This is a genomic window from Sporolactobacillus sp. PKPK-6 (assembly GCF_056678885.1).
Map to the genome: position 1 here is coordinate 1,663,970 of NZ_JBWXPA010000001.1, position 16,428 is coordinate 1,680,397.

Genomic DNA, 16,428 nt, shown 5'->3' on the forward strand with positions numbered 1-16,428 from the left:
TTATTGATGCAGCGTCACAACATCTTCTTGACGAATAAAGAGTGTGACATCTTTTAAATCATTCAATACTGCTTGGCCTTGATTCATTCGATCCACCCACAGTGTTCCATATTGTGTTTGAACCGTGCAGCGGACCACATTGCCAAGAATATGCCGCTCAATAATTTGTCCTACCACAGAAACAGCGTCATCTTGCGGCGTGAATTCAATGGCTTCCGGGCGCAAAGCATAAGTGCTCCCCTCCTCAATGAGAGGACCAAACAAGTGCTCAATTTGTTCCTTATTTAGCTTGTTGTAATTACCGATAAACCCGGCAACAAACTCATTCGATGGATGGAAGTATACTTGACTTGGCGTACCCTCTTGAGCGATTTGCCCATCGTGCATGACAAAGATACGATCAGATATTGCCATGGCTTCTTCCTGATCATGGGTAACAAAAATCATGGTGATGCCTAGCTTCTTTTGCAGGCGACACAATTCAAGCCGCAATTGCTTGCGAATCTGCGCATCCAGCGCACTCAATGGTTCATCAAGCAGAAGCACCTTAGGCTCTACAACGATGGATCGGGCCAGAGCTACGCGTTGCTGCTGTCCACCTGATAATTCGCCCGGATATGACTTAGCCTTATCTTCAAGTCCTACTAATTCTAAAATTTGAGCGACTTTCTTGCTCACCGTATCCTTATCGATCCTTTTCATAGCCAGGCCAAACGCTACGTTATCGGCTACAGTAAGGTTGGGGAACAGGGCGTAGGATTGAAAAACCATCCCCACTTCTCTTTTTTTAGGTGCGAGCTTCGTTATGTCCCGCCCATCGATCATAACTTTTCCACTTTTAATTGAGTTAAGACCGGAGATTCCCCGCAACAAGGTCGATTTTCCGCAACCGCTTGGACCGAGAAGCGAAATTAATTGACCCTTTTCAATCGATAGATTCAGATCCTTGAGAATCATTTTTCCGCCAAGCTCCAGATTCAAGTTTTCAATGGTTAAGTAGCTCATGAGCAGGGCTCCCTTTTACAATTGGTTTAAATGCTGCTTCTTCACGCATCATAGAGGAACGCTTTCGATTCATATTCGTCAATTTGATAATAAGGGCGCTGATGATCACGAGCAGAATCAAATAGGTCATGACCACAGCACTTGAAAGATGGCCATTGACTTTCATCACGCGAAGCATATAAATACGAATGGTTTCAAAGTCGCCGCCAAGAATCATATTTGTTAATTGGAATTCACCGAAGAAGGCAGAAAATGTAAGTAAGCTGCCCACCATAATGCCAATCTTGATGTTGGGGAGCAGAATGCGGATGAATGCATAAACCTTTGAAGCGCCCAGCATTTCCGCGGCCTCCATTAATCGTGTTCCGTCAATCTCCTGCAGACTGCTGCGCACGCTTTGATACATGAAGGGAAGCGAATAAATAAATAGTCCGCCCGACAATACGGCAAAAAGCGGGACAAGGCCGTTTGTATAGGTGCGCATCAAACCGGTTGCAAGCACGACACCCGGAATTGCATACGGCAACAGGACAATTGGCTTGAACAAGTGATCAAACTTAGGAAGATAAATGGCAACGAGTGCAATACTTGGAACCAGAATCACGAGCACAGCCGCCAACGTGACTACGGTCAGAATTAACGAACGAGAGATTGCCGCGATGAATTGCGGATCTTGATAAAGCTGCGCATACCACTTCAATGTATATCCAGAAGGAAGAATGGATTTTCCCCATTCAGTGGCAAATGAATAGACGAGCGTTACCAAAATGGGAAGACACATGAAGGCAACAAATAGTGTGATGATGCATCGGTTCATCTTTTTCATTTGATATCCCTCCGGAAAAGATGCAGTAAATACTGATTGACCAGCAGCACAGCAATCATCAAGATGGAAAACAGAACGGCCATTGCACTGCCGATTTGAGGCTGGGCAAAAATATCACCGGATACTGAACTGGCAATGCGCGTTGTGACCAAACTAACCGTGCCGCCAACCAAGGCATAAGCTGTTTCATAGGTTCCCATTCCGTTGGCAAACAGGATAATGAATGTCCCCAATACACTGGGCAGAATATGCGGAATGCCAATACGCGCCCAGAAAGAAAAATGGCTGGCTCCCAGCAATGCAGCTGCCTCTCCCCAGCGCTGGTCCATTCCTTTAAATGCGGGATACAGAAATAACACACCCAGAGGTACTTGAAAATAGACATACGTCAATGCAAGTCCCTGCCATGAATAAAGATTAAAGAAGCTCTGTAAAGAAATGCCCATATGCTGCAGAATCAACGTCACGAGTCCTGCATTGCCCAGTAAAATTATATAGGCAAAGGCAAGCGGAACACCGGCAAAGTTTGCCGTCATATTAATAAATAAAGTGATTTTTTCCTGTGCCTTTTCATTCATCCGGGCAAGTGCCGCAGCCACGAACATCGCCAAAACAAGACCCGCAAGTGCAGAATAGATGGAAATAAAGAAGCTGTTGCGAAACGCATCATAATAGAACGGCTGACTCAAAATCTGCATGAAATTTGCAAACGAAAATCCATCACCATTTTGATCACCGAAACTTTGCCGAATCATGATAACAAGCGGAACCGCAAGAAATAAAAGCAATACGGCCGCAAGCGGCAAAAGACAAGCTTGAGCTTGTCTTTTCCAATGCTGCTGCAAAATTCTCCACTCCTTAATTAAATAGATTCTGAAGATGTACGCAATCCGGGAAACTCAAGACGCTCCATGTCCTGCGTAGGTTCTAGGTTCATTAAATGGCAGGCAAGCGGAGCGACCATCAGTTCCGGAATTTGTTCCTCTACAATTTGCGGAACAACTTTGTCTGACATAATGAACAGCGGTACTTGGCGAACCCCCGGCCGCGTTCCTCCGTGATGTCCGAATTCATCCATTCCATGATCGCTCGTCACGATGATCTGATAACCGGCCTGCATCCATGCAGGCAGGCATTCAGCAAGAATCAGATCGGCCTTATCAACTGCCGCGCGATATTCCTTGGAATCCGATGTAAACTTATGACCCGTATCATCTATATTCATTGAGTGAATGTAAAGAAAATCCGGCTGATAGTTTTCAAGCAGATAGTTAGCTTCTGCAAAAACATGTGAATCAGGATATTGATCTTCAAAATAGAAAATTCCATGTTGAATCGGCAGTTCGTCATTATGCTGAATACGATCCTTTTGAAAAGAAAACGGTGCATGCTGATAAAGTTCACTAACCCAGTAATAGGCAGATGCAGCAGTGACTCCTCCCGCTTCCCGAACACGATGAAACAGGCTATCCTGCTGAGACAAACGAACACTTAGGTTGGACACAATCCCACTTTTATAAGGAGGGGTGCCGGTCAGCAGGACTTGATACATCGGGCGCGAATTACTCGGTAACTCAGAAAGCACCTGATAACGCGCCGCTTGTCCTTTCTCAACGAGATGTCCGAGAAAACCGAGTTCCTCCACCGCTGTATCGTATCGGCATCCATCCAGAGTGATCATGATCAGCTTATTGCTTTGCATTCGCGAGAACCTCCTGCTGCCATTTCTGTGGCAAGGTTTCAGCTGTCTTTGTCCATGTCGCTACATCTTGAAGCGGAACAACATTCTTGTATTCATCTTCTGGAAGCAGTTTATTCTTAACCGATTCAGGAAGTTTTACATCAGATCGAATCGGCCGTGCATATCCTTTCGCTAAGTTTGTCTGTCCTTCATCAGAAAGAATGTACTCACGTGCGAGCTTTGCGGCATTCGGATGTGCAGCATTCTTATTAATAATCGATGAATAACCGAACATCAGTGACTTATCTTCAGGAATGCTGACGGTAAAGCGGTTCTTGTCAATTTGATCACGATAGCCGAGGCCAAGGAAATCCCAAATAACCGCAACATCGACTTCGCCTTTTTCCAAATTCGGGATTGATGAATCGATCGTAGACAACCGGCCTTGCTTTGCGATCTTCTTGAAGAAATCAATACCCGGCTGAATGTCGCTTGCGCTGCCTCCATTTGCTAATGCTGCGGCAAGTACCGTCATCTGCGACATTGCGCCTTTCGTTACATCGCCAATTGATATTTTATAATCTCCGTTTAGAAGATCATCCCATGTTTTCGGAGGATTTTTCACGTTTTTCGTATCCGTTAAGAAAGCGAGTGTTCCTGTGTAGCTGGCAGCGTAATAGCCGTCTTTGTCCTTCGCCCAGGAAGGAATGCTGTCCCAAGTTGTCGTTTTATAGGGAATGGTCAATTTTTTATCCTTTGCCATTACCCCAAAATTCAGACCGACATCGCCAATATCCGCCGAACTGTCTGATTTCGGTGTTTGAAACTTGGCCAATTCTTCAGCACTGGACATATCTGTATCCGTATGTTTAATGCCGTATTTTTTGGTTATGTCATTCCAAGTATCTTTCCAGTTTGCCCATGCGTCAGGCATACCGACGCTCGAAATTTTTCCTTCTTTCTTTGCCGCCTTTGTAATTGAAGAAAGGGATTGATTATTATCTGTTGAAGCAGTTTCTGAATTTCCACAAGCAGCTAAACTTGACACAAGCAGAACGCTCGCCGTACACCCAACAGCAAATTTACGAATCTTCTTGAATGATTTCCAATCGTTGCCCATCATCATGCTCCTTTTTGTTTTTATATTTGTTTTATTTGTATTAACACTTTAATCATACATACAGAATGTAAACAAACATCGTTACGCAGATTAAAATTATGTAAATGTCAAAGACAAGCATGGAAAATGATGTAATAATAAAAAACGAGTAGGAGATGAACATTATGAACTCGTCATTTGATTACAGAAAAGCGTTTATTTTGAATACCTTGGTAGCTTCCAAACGTGTCAGTGTCAATAAGCTCGCAGAAACACTTGATGTAACTCCCGAAACCATTCGTCGTGATTTATCCGCATTAGAAAAACAAAAACAACTGCTCCGCGTGCACGGAGGCGCAATTTGCTATGAAAACCCAGTTACTGAACCTCTATTCGTCAGGAAAACAAACATTAAGAAAAAAGAAAAACGGCGAATTGGTACGTTCGCCGCAAAAATAATAAAGAATGGAGACACAGTCGTCCTCGATTCGGGAACAACAACACTCGCATTGTGCGAATGTCTTCAGCAGGTTAGTGATGTCACCTTTTTGACTCATTCTCTGGCTGCCGCTTGGTGTCTCAACAAAAAAATCGAGCAGAAACAGCTGATTAATTGCCAATTAATCGTTTTAGGAGGTACTGTTTACCCCGAACAACGATCAATAAAAGGGACATTAACCGAGCGCATGCTCGCTTCATTTAAAGTTAATAAGGCTTTTATTTCCTGCGGCGGTATTAATGAACAGGTCATTAGTGATTATGACTTAGAGGAATGCCAAATTTCGTCAATGATGATTGAGGCGGCAGATGAAAGCTATTTACTCACCGACGCGACAAAATTGGGAAAACAAAACTTCTGCACAATAAAACCGACCTCGAGCATTGATCACATTATCTGTGATGCCGAGCCGGATGAACGATGGAAAAAATTCTGCGAGGACGAACGTATTTTTTGGCATCGTGTGTGAGTTCATTATCATTGTACTCCCGGTTTCTAATCAGTCGATCAGTCAGTCGCACTCAACTCTGACAAAAGGTCATTAAGATCCATTTCTGCGCCGGCCATCGCGCGATCCGAAGCTCCGTAATAAAGCCGAAGCTTAGATCCTTTGACAACGCCGCTGCAGGTAAAGACAACGGCTCCGAAAAAGCCGTTTTTCTCATAGTCAGCCTCCGGCTCAACGATTGGTTCGGCTGATCGAGCGACGATCTTCGAAGGATCATCCAAATCAAGCAGCAGTGCGCCGAGACAGTAGCGACTTTGCGCATCCATGCCATGATAGATTTCCAGCCACCCATCCTTTGTCCGAATGGGCACAGCCCCGGCTCCAATCCGCCCTTCATCCCAAAAATGTTTGCGCACGCCCAGCAGATGGCGATGATTGCCCCAGTATTTGAGATTATTCGATTCAGCGATCCAAATCTCCGGGCTGCCGACGCTTTTCAAAGAAGGACGATGCAGTGCGTAATAAAGTCCGTGAATCTTTTCGGGGAAAATGACCACATCCTTATTTTCCGGTGAAAAAATAAGTCCTTGATCCTCGTATGATTTGAAATCCTTGGTCGTCACCAAATAGTCGCCAATGCCTAGCGACGAAACAGCACTGAAATAAATGAGGTACGTCGTTCCGATCTTCGTTATGCGCGGATCTTCAATGCCGAATGTCTGATAACGATTGGACGGATAGATGAACGGCCGGTCATCCACCGTGAAGTGATGCCCATCTTGACTTCGCGCCAGTCGAAGGTAGGACAATGAGGTGAGACCGACAAATGTATCCAGATTGGTCGAAGGACGGATCGTGCGACTGTCTTCAAAATTGTAGTCCGGATCATTTCGACGATAATTTTTGACTCGAATTTTTTGCTGACTGACATCGTAAAAAGGAGAAGGAACGATTGCCGGATCGTTTATAATCGGACGCTCCGCAACCCTTAGCAGCAACAGTGTTTCTCCCTGATACTCTGCCGCGCCCGCATTAAAGGTACCAATCACTTCGTAGCCTTCATGATACGGTTTGACCTCTTCAGGACAAATCAGCGGATTTTCCGGAAAACGAGTAACCTTTACCATTTGAAACGCCTCTATGTTTTTATCATTTCAATCTGCACTAATTAAACCATCTACATTTTGTACCCTGCTTATTCTTTCTCAACCCGATACCGAAGAACCGTCTTTAGTTTTTCAGGTTCAGTCCTCCGCGGGTCCGACAAATAGATCTCGCGATGTGTTTTGGAGACTCTCCTGTAGCCCTGTTCGCTGCAAAATTCAGCCATTCGTTCAAAACTTTCCGGCTCATCGTCATAGCTTCCTTTATGAAGCATTTGACAACATAGTCCTTCTTCCAGTGTCGAGAACGTCACTTGGTCTAGAAAAGAATTCGGTTTCTTCTTTTTCGTCTCGGATAAAAATCGCTCAAATAATTCAGTCGTAAGAAAGTCGGGCTGACGGATCATCAATGTATATTTAAAATTACTTTTTACAGTCGGCGGCAATGTTTTATCCACCAAATCCCAGACACCTTCAAGCGGAAAAACAACATATTCATAATAACCATCAGGAACCGTGTCCTTCTTATAAGACATTTTAACCGCATAACTCATGCTGTAGAGAGCGGCTGTCGCCTGAGCAAATGTCTCACCATTGGGATCACCGCTGCCCCCAAGCATGAAATAATCAATCTTAGGAACGCGCACGATGGCCGGTTTTTGTTTGGGCAGATACAGGTCTTTAAAGTCTTTCTTGTAGTCTATTTTAGTCATGATCTCATAATTTCTCCCTTAAAAGTTGTGATCATCTCTTCTTAAGAACACACTTATATTATAAAACATTAGTCATGACGACTTACTGTCAGACTAAAAAAAGAACGTCATGCGGACCAATTAAATCCGCTGACGCTCACTGCTCTTTATGTGATTAAGGGGCTGTACGTGTTTGTTTTTCCATTTGAATGTCATTCCGAAACCAATGGCCATAATAATCGCAGCAAAAAGGTACGGAAAATTAATGTTCCAATCAAACAACAGTCCGCCCATCGCCGGCCCGATGATATTGCCTAAGCTCGTATAGGTTGAGTTCATTCCCGCAACAAATCCTTGCTCCTGGTCATCGGCTGTTTTTGACAATAACGTTGTCAATGCCGGACGAAGCAAATCAAATGCGAGGAAAATCGCACAAGTGATTGCGAGCACGATAAAGAAATTGGAAACCATCGTGGATACCACTGCCAAAAGCACACCCGCAACGAGACACAGCTGTATGAGTTTCTTCTCACCAAGTACTTTGACCATTTTCCCAAACATCGATACTTGAACAATAAGGCCGACGATTGAGCTGATGGTAAAGATCATAGCAATATCTTGTGCTGTATACCCAAATCGATGATCAGTAAACAGGCTGAAAATCGTTTCATATACAGACAAGCCGAATGAAAGCACAAATACAATAACGAACGCGATCAAGTAGAGCGGATGAAAAGATTTTTTTACATCGCTGATAAAGCCTGTGTTCTCTTGAATATGCGCAGGATTTTCGGCAGACTGCTCTCTTGGCATTGTCTCACTTAACATAAGCAGCGATGAGATGCAGGCTAGAAAAGCAACGACCGCTGCAAAAAAGAATGGCGTGCGCACGCCGTATGTGGCAAGAAAGCCGCCAATACCCGGTCCGATAATAAAACCAGTGCTGATCGCCGCAGAAACATAACCCATCGCTTTCGGTCGTTCCTCAATAGTTGTAATATCTGCAACATAAGCCGTGGCTCCCGGCATAATAAAGGCGGCACCCACACCTCCCAAAATTCTTGAAAAATAAAGCATCCCTATGTTGGTTCCCAATCCAAAAATTAGCTCTGAAATGCTAAAAAAGAATAGACCAATAATAATTGCTTTCTTTCGACCAAAGCGATCAATCCAGCCGCCGGTGAGCGGAGACATCAAGAACTGTGCTGCCGCAAACGTTGCCACAAGGTAACCCATTGTTTGCCCTGATAAATGCATGGCATCCATAAAAGACGGCATAACGGGAATAATGAGACCAATTCCCAAGAAAGCAATAAATATATTACTCAGCAAAATAATGAAAACCGTTTTCTGTTTTTTTTCCTGCTTTTTCACCCAGCAACACCCTCTTCTGTTTAAATCACTGAATTCCTTGCCAAAATACACGCCAAGAGGCGTCTAATTTTTCCTTAAGTGTTTTCTCATCGTTTCCGTATACAAGCTCCACTAAAATAGAATCAACGACACCTAAAAAAGCAAGCGTCAATCGTTTCGCTGAATCATCAACGACTTTTTTATGATCAATCCAGCCCTGAAATTTTTCCTCCAGTACGACCCGTACCTGCGACTCGACATCGTTTACTTCCTTGTCAATCACTTTAGTGAGATGGACGGGAGGAAAAAAAGTCATGCGCAGCCAAAACTTTAATTGTTCATTTTTCTGGAACAGATCGATCATCATCGTCAGAAATCCATAGAGATCTTTTTCGGGATGTTGTGCATCAATATCGCGAAAATACTTGATTTTTGAATACAGATACTCTTCCTTCGCTTCTTGCAAAACATGCAGAAAGAGATCGTCCTTTCCTTTAAAATGTGCATAAATGGATTGTTTTTTCATGCCGACTTCTTCGCCTATCTGAGCAAGCGAAGCTCCTTCATAACCATAAATCGTAAAATATTTTACAGCCGCCGCTTTAATTTCATCGCTTTTCAATAACATCAGCTCCCACTTGACGAACGTTCGTCAGTTATCGTATCAAATAAAGAAAACAAAAGCAAGTGATGACGAAACCGAGTCCATTTAAATCAAGAAAACTGTAGCATCCTCACTCCCTGATACCACAACTTTTCCAAAATTGATTCTGTACACCCCGGTTCATAAAAATCATAATTGTTAGTAATCAATGCTCTGTCACTAAACACATGAAAACTGGAGGCTGTCAAACAAATGGAACAGATTAAAGATAAGGTTGTTGTCATTACCGGTGCTTCAAGCGGTATCGGCGAAGCCACTGCTCGAAAGCTTGCCAACGAAGGTGCCAAGCTCGTTCTCGGTGCGCGCCGAACGGAAAAGCTTGAAGCGTTAGTTTCTGAAATCATCGGCAATGGCGGCGACGCCTGTTTTCAAAAAACAGATGTAGCAAATAAAGAAGAGGTTCAATCACTGATCAATCTTGCCGTTGAAAAATATGGCCGAATTGATGTGCTCTACAACAACGCAGGCTTAATGCCGCTGTCCCCGCTTCGCGATTTGAAGGTTGATGAATGGGAGCGCATGGTCGATGTTAACATCAAAGGCGTCCTTTATGGTATTGCGGCTGCACTTCCAATCATGCGTCGTCAAAAGTCAGGACATATCATCAATACCGACTCAGTTGCCGGTTTCGCTGTCAATCCAGGTGGCTGGGCCGTTTACAGTGGTACCAAATTTGCCGTCCGAGCGATTGCCGAGGGCCTGCGTCTGGAGGAATCCCCATACAGCGGTATTCGTGTCACCGACGTTTCACCCGGCGCAGTTCAAACGGAGCTTCCTACCACAATTACCGATCCGGAACTTAAGAAACAAGTCGAGGATAAGGAAAAATTCAACGGCATTAAGCCGGAAGCAATTGCCAATGCCGTTGCTTACGCGATCAGTCAGCCCGATGATGTGTCGATTAATGAAGTCATCATACGTCCGACCGCGCAGAGAAACTGATTAAATGACACTTCGAAGATAAGTAGCACCATTAGCGCTGACCATCCACAAAGGTTCACTAAAAGTGATTTAGGACTTGCCTGAAATAATCGTTTCACAGCAAGTCCTTTTTTCATGAAAAGACTTCCTGCTCTTTATGTAATTTTTCACCAAAACTAATTTAACGGCACATTGTGCAGGGTTAGTGGTTGATTGTTTCCCATCGTGGCACGATACAAACGGATGGTTCCGGTGGTCGGTTCAGAAGCGTCCGAATGAACCACAAAATCTTCGTCTAGTGACAGCGTCCACACGGCTTGATCATCTCTCTTCAGCACAACAGCCAGTGTCCCATATTGAACGATACTGTTCCATTCAAATAATTCGGTCGTTCCAGCTTCAGTAACTGAAATGCCTTTTGTGTTGCTGATCACCAATACGTCCCCATCCTGCCATTTTCCATGAATTTCCGCACCCACATAATAGTAAGATCTGCCTCCTCCGCGATCACCGTACGTACCGATGAACTGCTGAACCTTATCATTTGCATCCGTATACGTCAGAGCGGCAACATCGTTCGCCAACCATTTAACTTTATACCGGTCATCCGCTCTATAGGGAATGACCTGCTTTGGCCGACAAAAAATTCCATAGTAGCTCCGATAATAAATGGCCACGCCGGTCGCCGGATTTTCTTTAACAACAAACACATGCTTCCAATCCGGTGATATGCTGGTTATGTTGTTAACTTCCCTGCTGCTTTCAACAAGCAGAATCCCATTTACAACGAGAACAAGAATGACCCCTCCGGCAAGAATCCATATCATTCTTCGCGTGAATACAAGTAAAAATAAAAGGGACAGTGTAATGAAAAATAAACACAGGCTGTTGACGATGAAGAAGAGTTGATTGTCAATATACTCCACTTGAAAAAAACGATGTGTGAGTAAATAGCCAATCTGCAAACAAAAAAAATTGCAGGCGAGCAATAATGAGCACCAGCCCAAGACCGTCGTCCATTTATTCCTGTTGACTTTCATCCGGCTGCACCTCCTCAGAAAAGACCCATGTTCTACCTTTATCCTTTGAAATGAATTTTCCTTTCACTTTTCCTCCTTCATAATCGCCATTTGGGCCTTGGTTCACGAAAACGGCCAAGTGGTTCCCTTCTATTGTTGGAATTTCCGCCGTAACAAAGATCTTGAGATATTTTTCGGGAATTGTAAACACCGCTTTCGACCAGGACTTTCCCCCGTCCTCCGTCACATAAAGCTCCGGATTTTCAGGATTAATCGTTCCAAAAGACAGGAAGCCGGTAGATTCATTGACAAAGCCGCCGTCCGAAATCAACTGTGTAACTCCCGTAGATGCAGTCTCCTTCCAGCTGTGGCCCCCGTCCTGTGTTAAAAAGACTCTTGAGGCTTCCTGAGACATCGTTCGATCGCCGGATAAAATGACATAGCCGAAGTGTTCATTGATAAACCCTACTTTTCTAAAGCGCAGGGCGGTAAAGGAAGTCGTCACAGTAGCATTCTGCCATGTTTTTCCGTGATCAAGGGAGTAAGTGAGTACAACGCTTTTATTTTCCGTATTCGCACCGTCTGAATGCAAGAATGCTGCCCGATGTTCAGTCAGCATATAACTGCCGTCAATCAATTCCTGCTTGTTTCCGTTGTATTCTCCGGCGAATAATTGATCTTGTTCAACAGGAACCTTGACCCAGTTCTTCCCATGGTCGTATGTTATGTTCAACGCATTTTTCTGTAACGTGTAGCTTATCGCGTCATTCGTGACAGGACGCAGCAGCTCAGATTGCGGTTGCTTAGGCCTTCCCTGCGCGCCAGTGACCTGACTGTGACTGCGGGTCGGTATGAAGCGGATCAGATTTTCATAATTAAATAGTGTCATGATCAGAGCGATGATCATGAACCCGCACACACTAATTAAGATCGTTTTCAAAGAAAAGACTCCTTCTGTTCATTTGTGGAGAACTCCGAGGATTTTCTTCAACAATACCAAAGGATCTCTTCGTTTACAATTCATGTCCTTATTAACGGCCACCCAACGATTGTCAATTTTTTTACGATGCATTTTTGTTGACATTGCTTCGAGTTGTAACTAAAATGATTACATCAAATGAAACAAGTAATTTTATAAAATACTATTTATTACGCATCGGTTGTAACAATATAAGTTACAGATGAATCTTATTAAATTTGGAGGTATTTTCTATGAAACTATTAGTTACCGGTGCCACCGGAAAGCTTGGCTCAAAGGTTGTTACGACACTCTTGAAGAATGTCCCGGCAAATCAAATTGCTGTCAGCGTACGTAATCCGGAAAAAGCAGCCGATCTTCAGGCTCAAGGTGTGGACGTCCGCTACGGAGACTTCGATCAACCGGAAAGCTTGGATCATGCTTTTGCAGGCATTGATCGGTTATTGATCATTTCTACAACCGACGACACGGAAACACGCATTCGGCAGCATACGAATGCCGTAGCTGCCGCTGAACGTGCAGGTGTAAAATTTATCGCTTACACAAGCATTGCTAATGCTCAGAAAAGCTCCAACGCACTGGCACCGACCCATCAGGCAACGGAACAGGCCATTTTAAAAACCGGCATTCCGTACTCCTTCCTGCGCAACAACTGGTATTTAGAAAATGAGCTCTCGTCAATTCAGGGTGTAATGGCAGGCGCGCCATGGGTAACCTCCGCGGGCAACGGCAAGGTAGGCTGGGCCTTGCAGCAAGATTATGCCGATGCTGCCGCAGCAGTACTCGCCGGCAGCGGCCATGAAAACACAATCTATGAACTGTCCGGCAAACTAAGGACTCAAGAAGAGCTTGCATCCGCTGTTGGCGAAGTGCTCGGCAAGAAAATTTCAGTGGAGCACGTCGATGACAGCACCTACACGAAGCTCATGAAACAAGCCGGCGCGCCCGAATTTCTTTTACCGATGCTTGAAGGTATTCAAAAGGATATCCGTGAAGGCAGTCTTGAAGTATCAAGCAATGATTTTGAAAAGCTTCTCGGACGTCCGCTCGCACCAATTAAAGAAGCCATCGCAAAACTCGTTCAAGAAAGTTCACAGACAAAATAATGTGTACTCATAACAGCCGGCCTTCCTGAATACAGAAAGGTCGGCTGTTTCATTTGAAAAATGCCATCGTCTTAGGAATTCTGAAATTCATACGTTAATTGATCCGACACATGAGGCTGGTTAATCTGAATATAAACATCTACTCGCTGGGTATCTTTAGGTACTTCAAATTCGGTCACATGCGAAAAATCCAGCCCAACTATATCGTGAAATAGTCCAGCCTGCTTCCAATGAACAAGATAAGAATGGGATGTATGTGAATCTGAACTGTCTTCCATGAAGTCCGTAGATTGATTGTCAGACAAAGCAGATGGTTTGTAGGATCGGCTGCCAATGGAAAGATGTTGAGGATTAAATGCCGACACACCGGCCCATGTCTGCACGGCATCGCTCGATATTTGCTGAAATTCCTGCCGGTACTGTATTGAGATCGATGTCGGCTTCATGGTTGCGGGACTATAGTCAATCCGCTCGCTCCCTACAAATGCGAATTTTCGTTGTCCTTCAGAGATGAGATCCAAACTGATGCGTACGAATTTTACTCGCTGTGGCAATTTCGAATGAGTCGCTTGAGACAACGCCTGAGCATACTTCTTTTTTGACAGCTTCTGTACATCACTTGAGGTAACCTTCAGATAGGCCATTGAATGAGCGACAACTTTACCTTTTAACTGTTCGAGCCGCTGCTGTTCTGCATCGGACATATTTGCAACCGCAAAGTCTGAGAACCCGATTTTTTTCAAATCCGTGGTACTCTGATTTTCTGAGCGCAACGCTTGGTGCTTTGTCTGCAATGTTTCTGGATTTACAATAATGGAGGATTGAACAAGTTGATCTAGGTAGGTATAGCACGTATAGATAAGCAGTAAGACGGTAACAGCAGTACAACCTATTAATATTTTCTTATTAATCAGGTAACTCTCCCTTCAAGGATAGCTGATGTTTAGTATAATAATACCAAGCATTGCATTAAAAATCGAATGTGATTGGGGAGCTATTTCGTGGGATTTAACCAAATAATCATAGGATGCATTTTTGTCTTCTTCCGTTTCAATATTAGCACGATTGATATTCTGCCTGATGTCATTGGCTACGCCTTTATCTTTTACGGAACGCGTAACTTATTATCCCATTTTCATAATGATCGGTTCATGAATGTAAAATGGTCAAGTCTGCTGCTCATCATTTTATCAGCGATCGATCTCTTTATCCATCATTCCGCGGTTCTAGATGGCGTCATTGACAACGCACAACTAAGCGGCAGGCTGTTTTCCTATATTTATTTTATCGTTACAACCGTCCTGCTTGCATTCAGTATTTATCATTTGTGCAAGGGCATTGAACAAGAAGCCCGGCGTGTTGGAAATACCGAACTCGCTTCCAAATCAACGTGGACCTACCAATTCTTCTTCTCATACCAAATCGTAACCGTGATTTTCAACACGACCGCTCTTTTCGTCGCAAAGGAATCACTGGAACCCAATCTAAACGGAACAACAGGAACGATACTATTTGTCGTACTCTTTTTTTGCATGATATCTGCTGCCGCCCAAGTGTTCCTTCTATTGAATAATGCGAAGAAGGTATTTGCCCATTAATAAAAAACAGAACCGCCCAACACATTGCGAGCCGTTCTGTTGCTTGATATCTGATTGTGGAACCGTGAAGCTGTTACCTATCAGCCACAGCATCAGTGATTTGCTGCTGGTCATAGGCCTGCAAGGTTAGAAACATAATGACGTAGAGCACGAGCGGAATCCAAACGTAGTTCACATTGATCATCGACAACGTCGCCGCGTTTTGCGCATGATTGGAAACATAACCGGACAGATGGAACAGTCCTGCAGTAATCATGCCGCCGATTCCGAGTCCCATATTGACCCCGAAATCATCGGTAGAAGCCAGAATACCTTCAGCCTGGACACCCATAGCCGTACCGTATCGAATCGTGTCGGCAATCATAATGGAAACAAGACCGATGATGATTCCGTGCCCGACAGAATTAATAAACGTTCCGGCAAACAGAGTTGCCAGAGAATGCGCATAAACCCCGACAGTCAAAATGACCTGACCGATAAAAGCAGTAACGATTCCGGACAGCATCGTCTGCTTCTTACCATGCTGTTTGGCCAATCGTATAATCAGTATAACTCCAATCAGGGCCGCCAACGTAAAGCTGTTTGCCAGCGGGACTAAGTCTTCGCGACCCAAGGTATATTTGAAATAGTAGATCGTGGTCTGATTTTTCAATGCAGTAACAAGCCAGTAAAGGAAAATCACCGCGGAAATGATTAGCCATGGCCGATTTTTGCGGAGCATGCGCATCACTACCTTAAACGGCTGATGTGCTACGTCAGGCTTGCTGATCCGCTCATGCACGTTGAAAAATGTATTGAGAATCAACAATAACGAAATCAACCCAAACACACAGATGGTCAGCAGGAAGCCCTTTTGCTGATCGCCGCGTCCAAAGAAGGCAACGAGCGGCAATGTGAAAACCGCAATAATAATTTGGACCGAGCTGCCGAAAAATTGTCGAATGACCCCAAGCAGTGTCAATTCCTGCTCATTTTCTGACAAAGCAGGCAAAATGGACGTAATCGGCAGATTGACCGCCGTATAAAAGAAGCCTAATCCCAGATAGGTTACGTAGGCCCATACAAGTTTACCTGACTGCGAGAAATCAGGCGTCATAAAAGTCAAAACGGCAAAAATGACATAAGGCAGAGCGTACCAAAGAAAGAACGGTCGGCTTTTGCCCCAGCGAGAATGCGTATGGTCGATCATCACCCCAATAATAAAGCTTTCCACAACATCGGCAATCCGGGCAACGATGAACAAAATCGCTACCGCCCCTGGATTTAATCCATAAACATCGGTATAAAAGAACAACAGGTACGTGGTTAACATTTGAAAGACCAGATTGTCGGCCGCATCGCTTAATCCATAGCTGATGCGTTCCGGCCAGGCCGTTTGCCATTTTCGTTTCATAAGCCATCTTCTTTCCAAAGAAAACAAGAAGGCACCAAATGG

Annotated in this window: 17 protein-coding genes; 4 read left to right on the forward strand and 13 right to left on the reverse strand. The window is 44.2% G+C overall.

Features of this window, described 5'->3' with window-relative positions:
- From AC1MBV_RS08050 to AC1MBV_RS08070, 5 genes are read right to left on the reverse strand one after another with little or no spacing between them, the layout of a single operon-like run.
- Nucleotides 1-1,005 carry an ABC transporter ATP-binding protein gene (locus AC1MBV_RS08050; RefSeq protein ID WP_480948061.1) on the reverse strand — a complete coding sequence of 335 codons (1,005 nt, stop codon included), beginning with the start codon at nucleotides 1,003-1,005 and terminating at the stop codon, nucleotides 1-3.
- Nucleotides 986-1,831, reverse strand: coding sequence for an ABC transporter permease (locus AC1MBV_RS08055; protein ID WP_480948062.1), 846 nt, complete (start codon nucleotides 1,829-1,831; stop codon nucleotides 986-988). The genes AC1MBV_RS08050 and AC1MBV_RS08055 overlap by 20 nt, the downstream gene beginning before the upstream one ends.
- Nucleotides 1,828-2,676 carry an ABC transporter permease gene (locus AC1MBV_RS08060; protein ID WP_480948063.1) on the reverse strand — a complete coding sequence of 283 codons (849 nt, stop codon included), beginning with the start codon at nucleotides 2,674-2,676 and terminating at the stop codon, nucleotides 1,828-1,830. Before AC1MBV_RS08060 ends, AC1MBV_RS08055 begins: the two co-directional genes overlap by 4 nt.
- A 17-nt stretch (nucleotides 2,677-2,693) precedes the next feature.
- Complete coding sequence (locus tag AC1MBV_RS08065) at nucleotides 2,694-3,533, reverse strand: alkaline phosphatase family protein (protein WP_480948064.1); 840 nt, start codon at nucleotides 3,531-3,533, stop codon at nucleotides 2,694-2,696.
- Nucleotides 3,520-4,632: an ABC transporter substrate-binding protein gene (locus tag AC1MBV_RS08070; protein WP_480948065.1), complete on the reverse strand. Its 1,113-nt coding sequence runs from the start codon at nucleotides 4,630-4,632 to the stop codon at nucleotides 3,520-3,522. Before AC1MBV_RS08070 ends, AC1MBV_RS08065 begins: the two co-directional genes overlap by 14 nt.
- 164 nt (nucleotides 4,633-4,796) lie before the next feature.
- Here AC1MBV_RS08070 and AC1MBV_RS08075 point away from each other — a divergent pair, with 164 nt between their 5' ends.
- Nucleotides 4,797-5,579 (forward strand): DeoR/GlpR family DNA-binding transcription regulator, encoded by a 783-nt coding sequence (locus AC1MBV_RS08075; protein ID WP_480948066.1) that lies wholly within the window; start codon nucleotides 4,797-4,799, stop codon nucleotides 5,577-5,579.
- A gap of 38 nt (nucleotides 5,580-5,617) precedes the next feature.
- Here the strand turns inward: AC1MBV_RS08075 and AC1MBV_RS08080 are convergent, their stop codons facing one another.
- From AC1MBV_RS08080 to AC1MBV_RS08095, 4 genes are all read right to left on the reverse strand, one after another.
- A complete protein-coding gene (locus AC1MBV_RS08080) occupies nucleotides 5,618-6,685 on the reverse strand; it encodes a BtaManbiosPhlase (RefSeq protein WP_480948067.1) in 1,068 nt (355 codons plus the stop codon).
- A gap of 68 nt (nucleotides 6,686-6,753) precedes the next feature.
- Entirely contained in the window at nucleotides 6,754-7,374 is a 621-nt protein-coding gene (locus AC1MBV_RS08085; RefSeq protein WP_480948068.1) for a GyrI-like domain-containing protein, read from the reverse strand.
- 120 nt (nucleotides 7,375-7,494) lie between these two features.
- Complete coding sequence (locus AC1MBV_RS08090) at nucleotides 7,495-8,727, reverse strand: MFS transporter (RefSeq protein ID WP_480948069.1); 1,233 nt, start codon at nucleotides 8,725-8,727, stop codon at nucleotides 7,495-7,497.
- Between the two features lie 25 nt (nucleotides 8,728-8,752).
- Nucleotides 8,753-9,328, reverse strand: coding sequence for a TetR/AcrR family transcriptional regulator (locus tag AC1MBV_RS08095; protein WP_480948070.1), 576 nt, complete (start codon nucleotides 9,326-9,328; stop codon nucleotides 8,753-8,755).
- Nucleotides 9,329-9,562: 234 nt separating this feature from the next.
- Between AC1MBV_RS08095 and AC1MBV_RS08100 the strand changes: the two genes are divergently transcribed.
- Entirely contained in the window at nucleotides 9,563-10,312 is a 750-nt protein-coding gene (locus AC1MBV_RS08100; RefSeq protein ID WP_480948071.1) for an SDR family oxidoreductase, read from the forward strand.
- A 155-nt stretch (nucleotides 10,313-10,467) separates the two neighbouring features.
- Here the strand turns inward: AC1MBV_RS08100 and AC1MBV_RS08105 are convergent, their stop codons facing one another.
- Complete coding sequence (locus AC1MBV_RS08105) at nucleotides 10,468-11,331, reverse strand: hypothetical protein (protein ID WP_480948072.1); 864 nt, start codon at nucleotides 11,329-11,331, stop codon at nucleotides 10,468-10,470.
- Nucleotides 11,312-12,250, reverse strand: coding sequence for a WD40/YVTN/BNR-like repeat-containing protein (locus AC1MBV_RS08110; RefSeq protein WP_480948073.1), 939 nt, complete (start codon nucleotides 12,248-12,250; stop codon nucleotides 11,312-11,314). The genes AC1MBV_RS08105 and AC1MBV_RS08110 overlap by 20 nt, the downstream gene beginning before the upstream one ends.
- A gap of 272 nt (nucleotides 12,251-12,522) precedes the next feature.
- Here AC1MBV_RS08110 and AC1MBV_RS08115 point away from each other — a divergent pair, with 272 nt between their 5' ends.
- Nucleotides 12,523-13,395 carry an SDR family oxidoreductase gene (locus AC1MBV_RS08115; RefSeq protein WP_480948074.1) on the forward strand — a complete coding sequence of 291 codons (873 nt, stop codon included), beginning with the start codon at nucleotides 12,523-12,525 and terminating at the stop codon, nucleotides 13,393-13,395.
- Nucleotides 13,396-13,466: 71 nt separating this feature from the next.
- On the opposite strand, the gene AC1MBV_RS08120 is transcribed toward AC1MBV_RS08115, so the two are convergent.
- On the reverse strand, nucleotides 13,467-14,099 hold the full coding sequence (locus AC1MBV_RS08120; protein ID WP_480948075.1) for a hypothetical protein: 633 nt from the start codon (nucleotides 14,097-14,099) through the stop codon (nucleotides 13,467-13,469).
- Between the two features lie 297 nt (nucleotides 14,100-14,396).
- Here AC1MBV_RS08120 and AC1MBV_RS08125 point away from each other — a divergent pair, with 297 nt between their 5' ends.
- Complete coding sequence (locus AC1MBV_RS08125) at nucleotides 14,397-14,993, forward strand: hypothetical protein (protein ID WP_255749517.1); 597 nt, start codon at nucleotides 14,397-14,399, stop codon at nucleotides 14,991-14,993.
- A 73-nt stretch (nucleotides 14,994-15,066) separates the two neighbouring features.
- On the opposite strand, the gene AC1MBV_RS08130 is transcribed toward AC1MBV_RS08125, so the two are convergent.
- The gene (locus tag AC1MBV_RS08130) at nucleotides 15,067-16,386 is read right to left on the reverse strand and encodes an MFS transporter (protein ID WP_255749518.1); all 1,320 of its coding nucleotides are present in this window, start codon (nucleotides 16,384-16,386) and stop codon (nucleotides 15,067-15,069) included.
- Nucleotides 16,387-16,428: the final 42 nt, after the last annotated feature.

Excerpts from the sequence above, each read along its gene's own strand:
- AC1MBV_RS08050 (WP_480948061.1), bottom strand. The coding sequence starts at position 1,005 with ATGAGCTACTTAACCATTGAAAACTTGAATCTGGAGCTTGGCGGAAAA.
- AC1MBV_RS08055 (WP_480948062.1), bottom strand. The coding sequence starts at position 1,831 with ATGAAAAAGATGAACCGATGCATCATCACACTATTTGTTGCCTTCATG.
- AC1MBV_RS08065 (WP_480948064.1), bottom strand. The coding sequence starts at position 3,533 with ATGCAAAGCAATAAGCTGATCATGATCACTCTGGATGGATGCCGATAC.
- AC1MBV_RS08070 (WP_480948065.1), bottom strand. The coding sequence starts at position 4,632 with ATGGGCAACGATTGGAAATCATTCAAGAAGATTCGTAAATTTGCTGTT.
- AC1MBV_RS08075 (WP_480948066.1), top strand. The coding sequence starts at position 4,797 with ATGAACTCGTCATTTGATTACAGAAAAGCGTTTATTTTGAATACCTTG.
- AC1MBV_RS08080 (WP_480948067.1), bottom strand. The coding sequence starts at position 6,685 with ATGGTAAAGGTTACTCGTTTTCCGGAAAATCCGCTGATTTGTCCTGAA.
- AC1MBV_RS08085 (WP_480948068.1), bottom strand. The coding sequence starts at position 7,374 with ATGACTAAAATAGACTACAAGAAAGACTTTAAAGACCTGTATCTGCCC.
- AC1MBV_RS08100 (WP_480948071.1), top strand. The coding sequence starts at position 9,563 with ATGGAACAGATTAAAGATAAGGTTGTTGTCATTACCGGTGCTTCAAGC.
- AC1MBV_RS08105 (WP_480948072.1), bottom strand. The coding sequence starts at position 11,331 with ATGAAAGTCAACAGGAATAAATGGACGACGGTCTTGGGCTGGTGCTCA.
- AC1MBV_RS08115 (WP_480948074.1), top strand. The coding sequence starts at position 12,523 with ATGAAACTATTAGTTACCGGTGCCACCGGAAAGCTTGGCTCAAAGGTT.
- AC1MBV_RS08120 (WP_480948075.1), bottom strand. The coding sequence starts at position 14,099 with ATGTCCGATGCAGAACAGCAGCGGCTCGAACAGTTAAAAGGTAAAGTT.
- AC1MBV_RS08130 (WP_255749518.1), bottom strand. The coding sequence starts at position 16,386 with ATGAAACGAAAATGGCAAACGGCCTGGCCGGAACGCATCAGCTATGGA.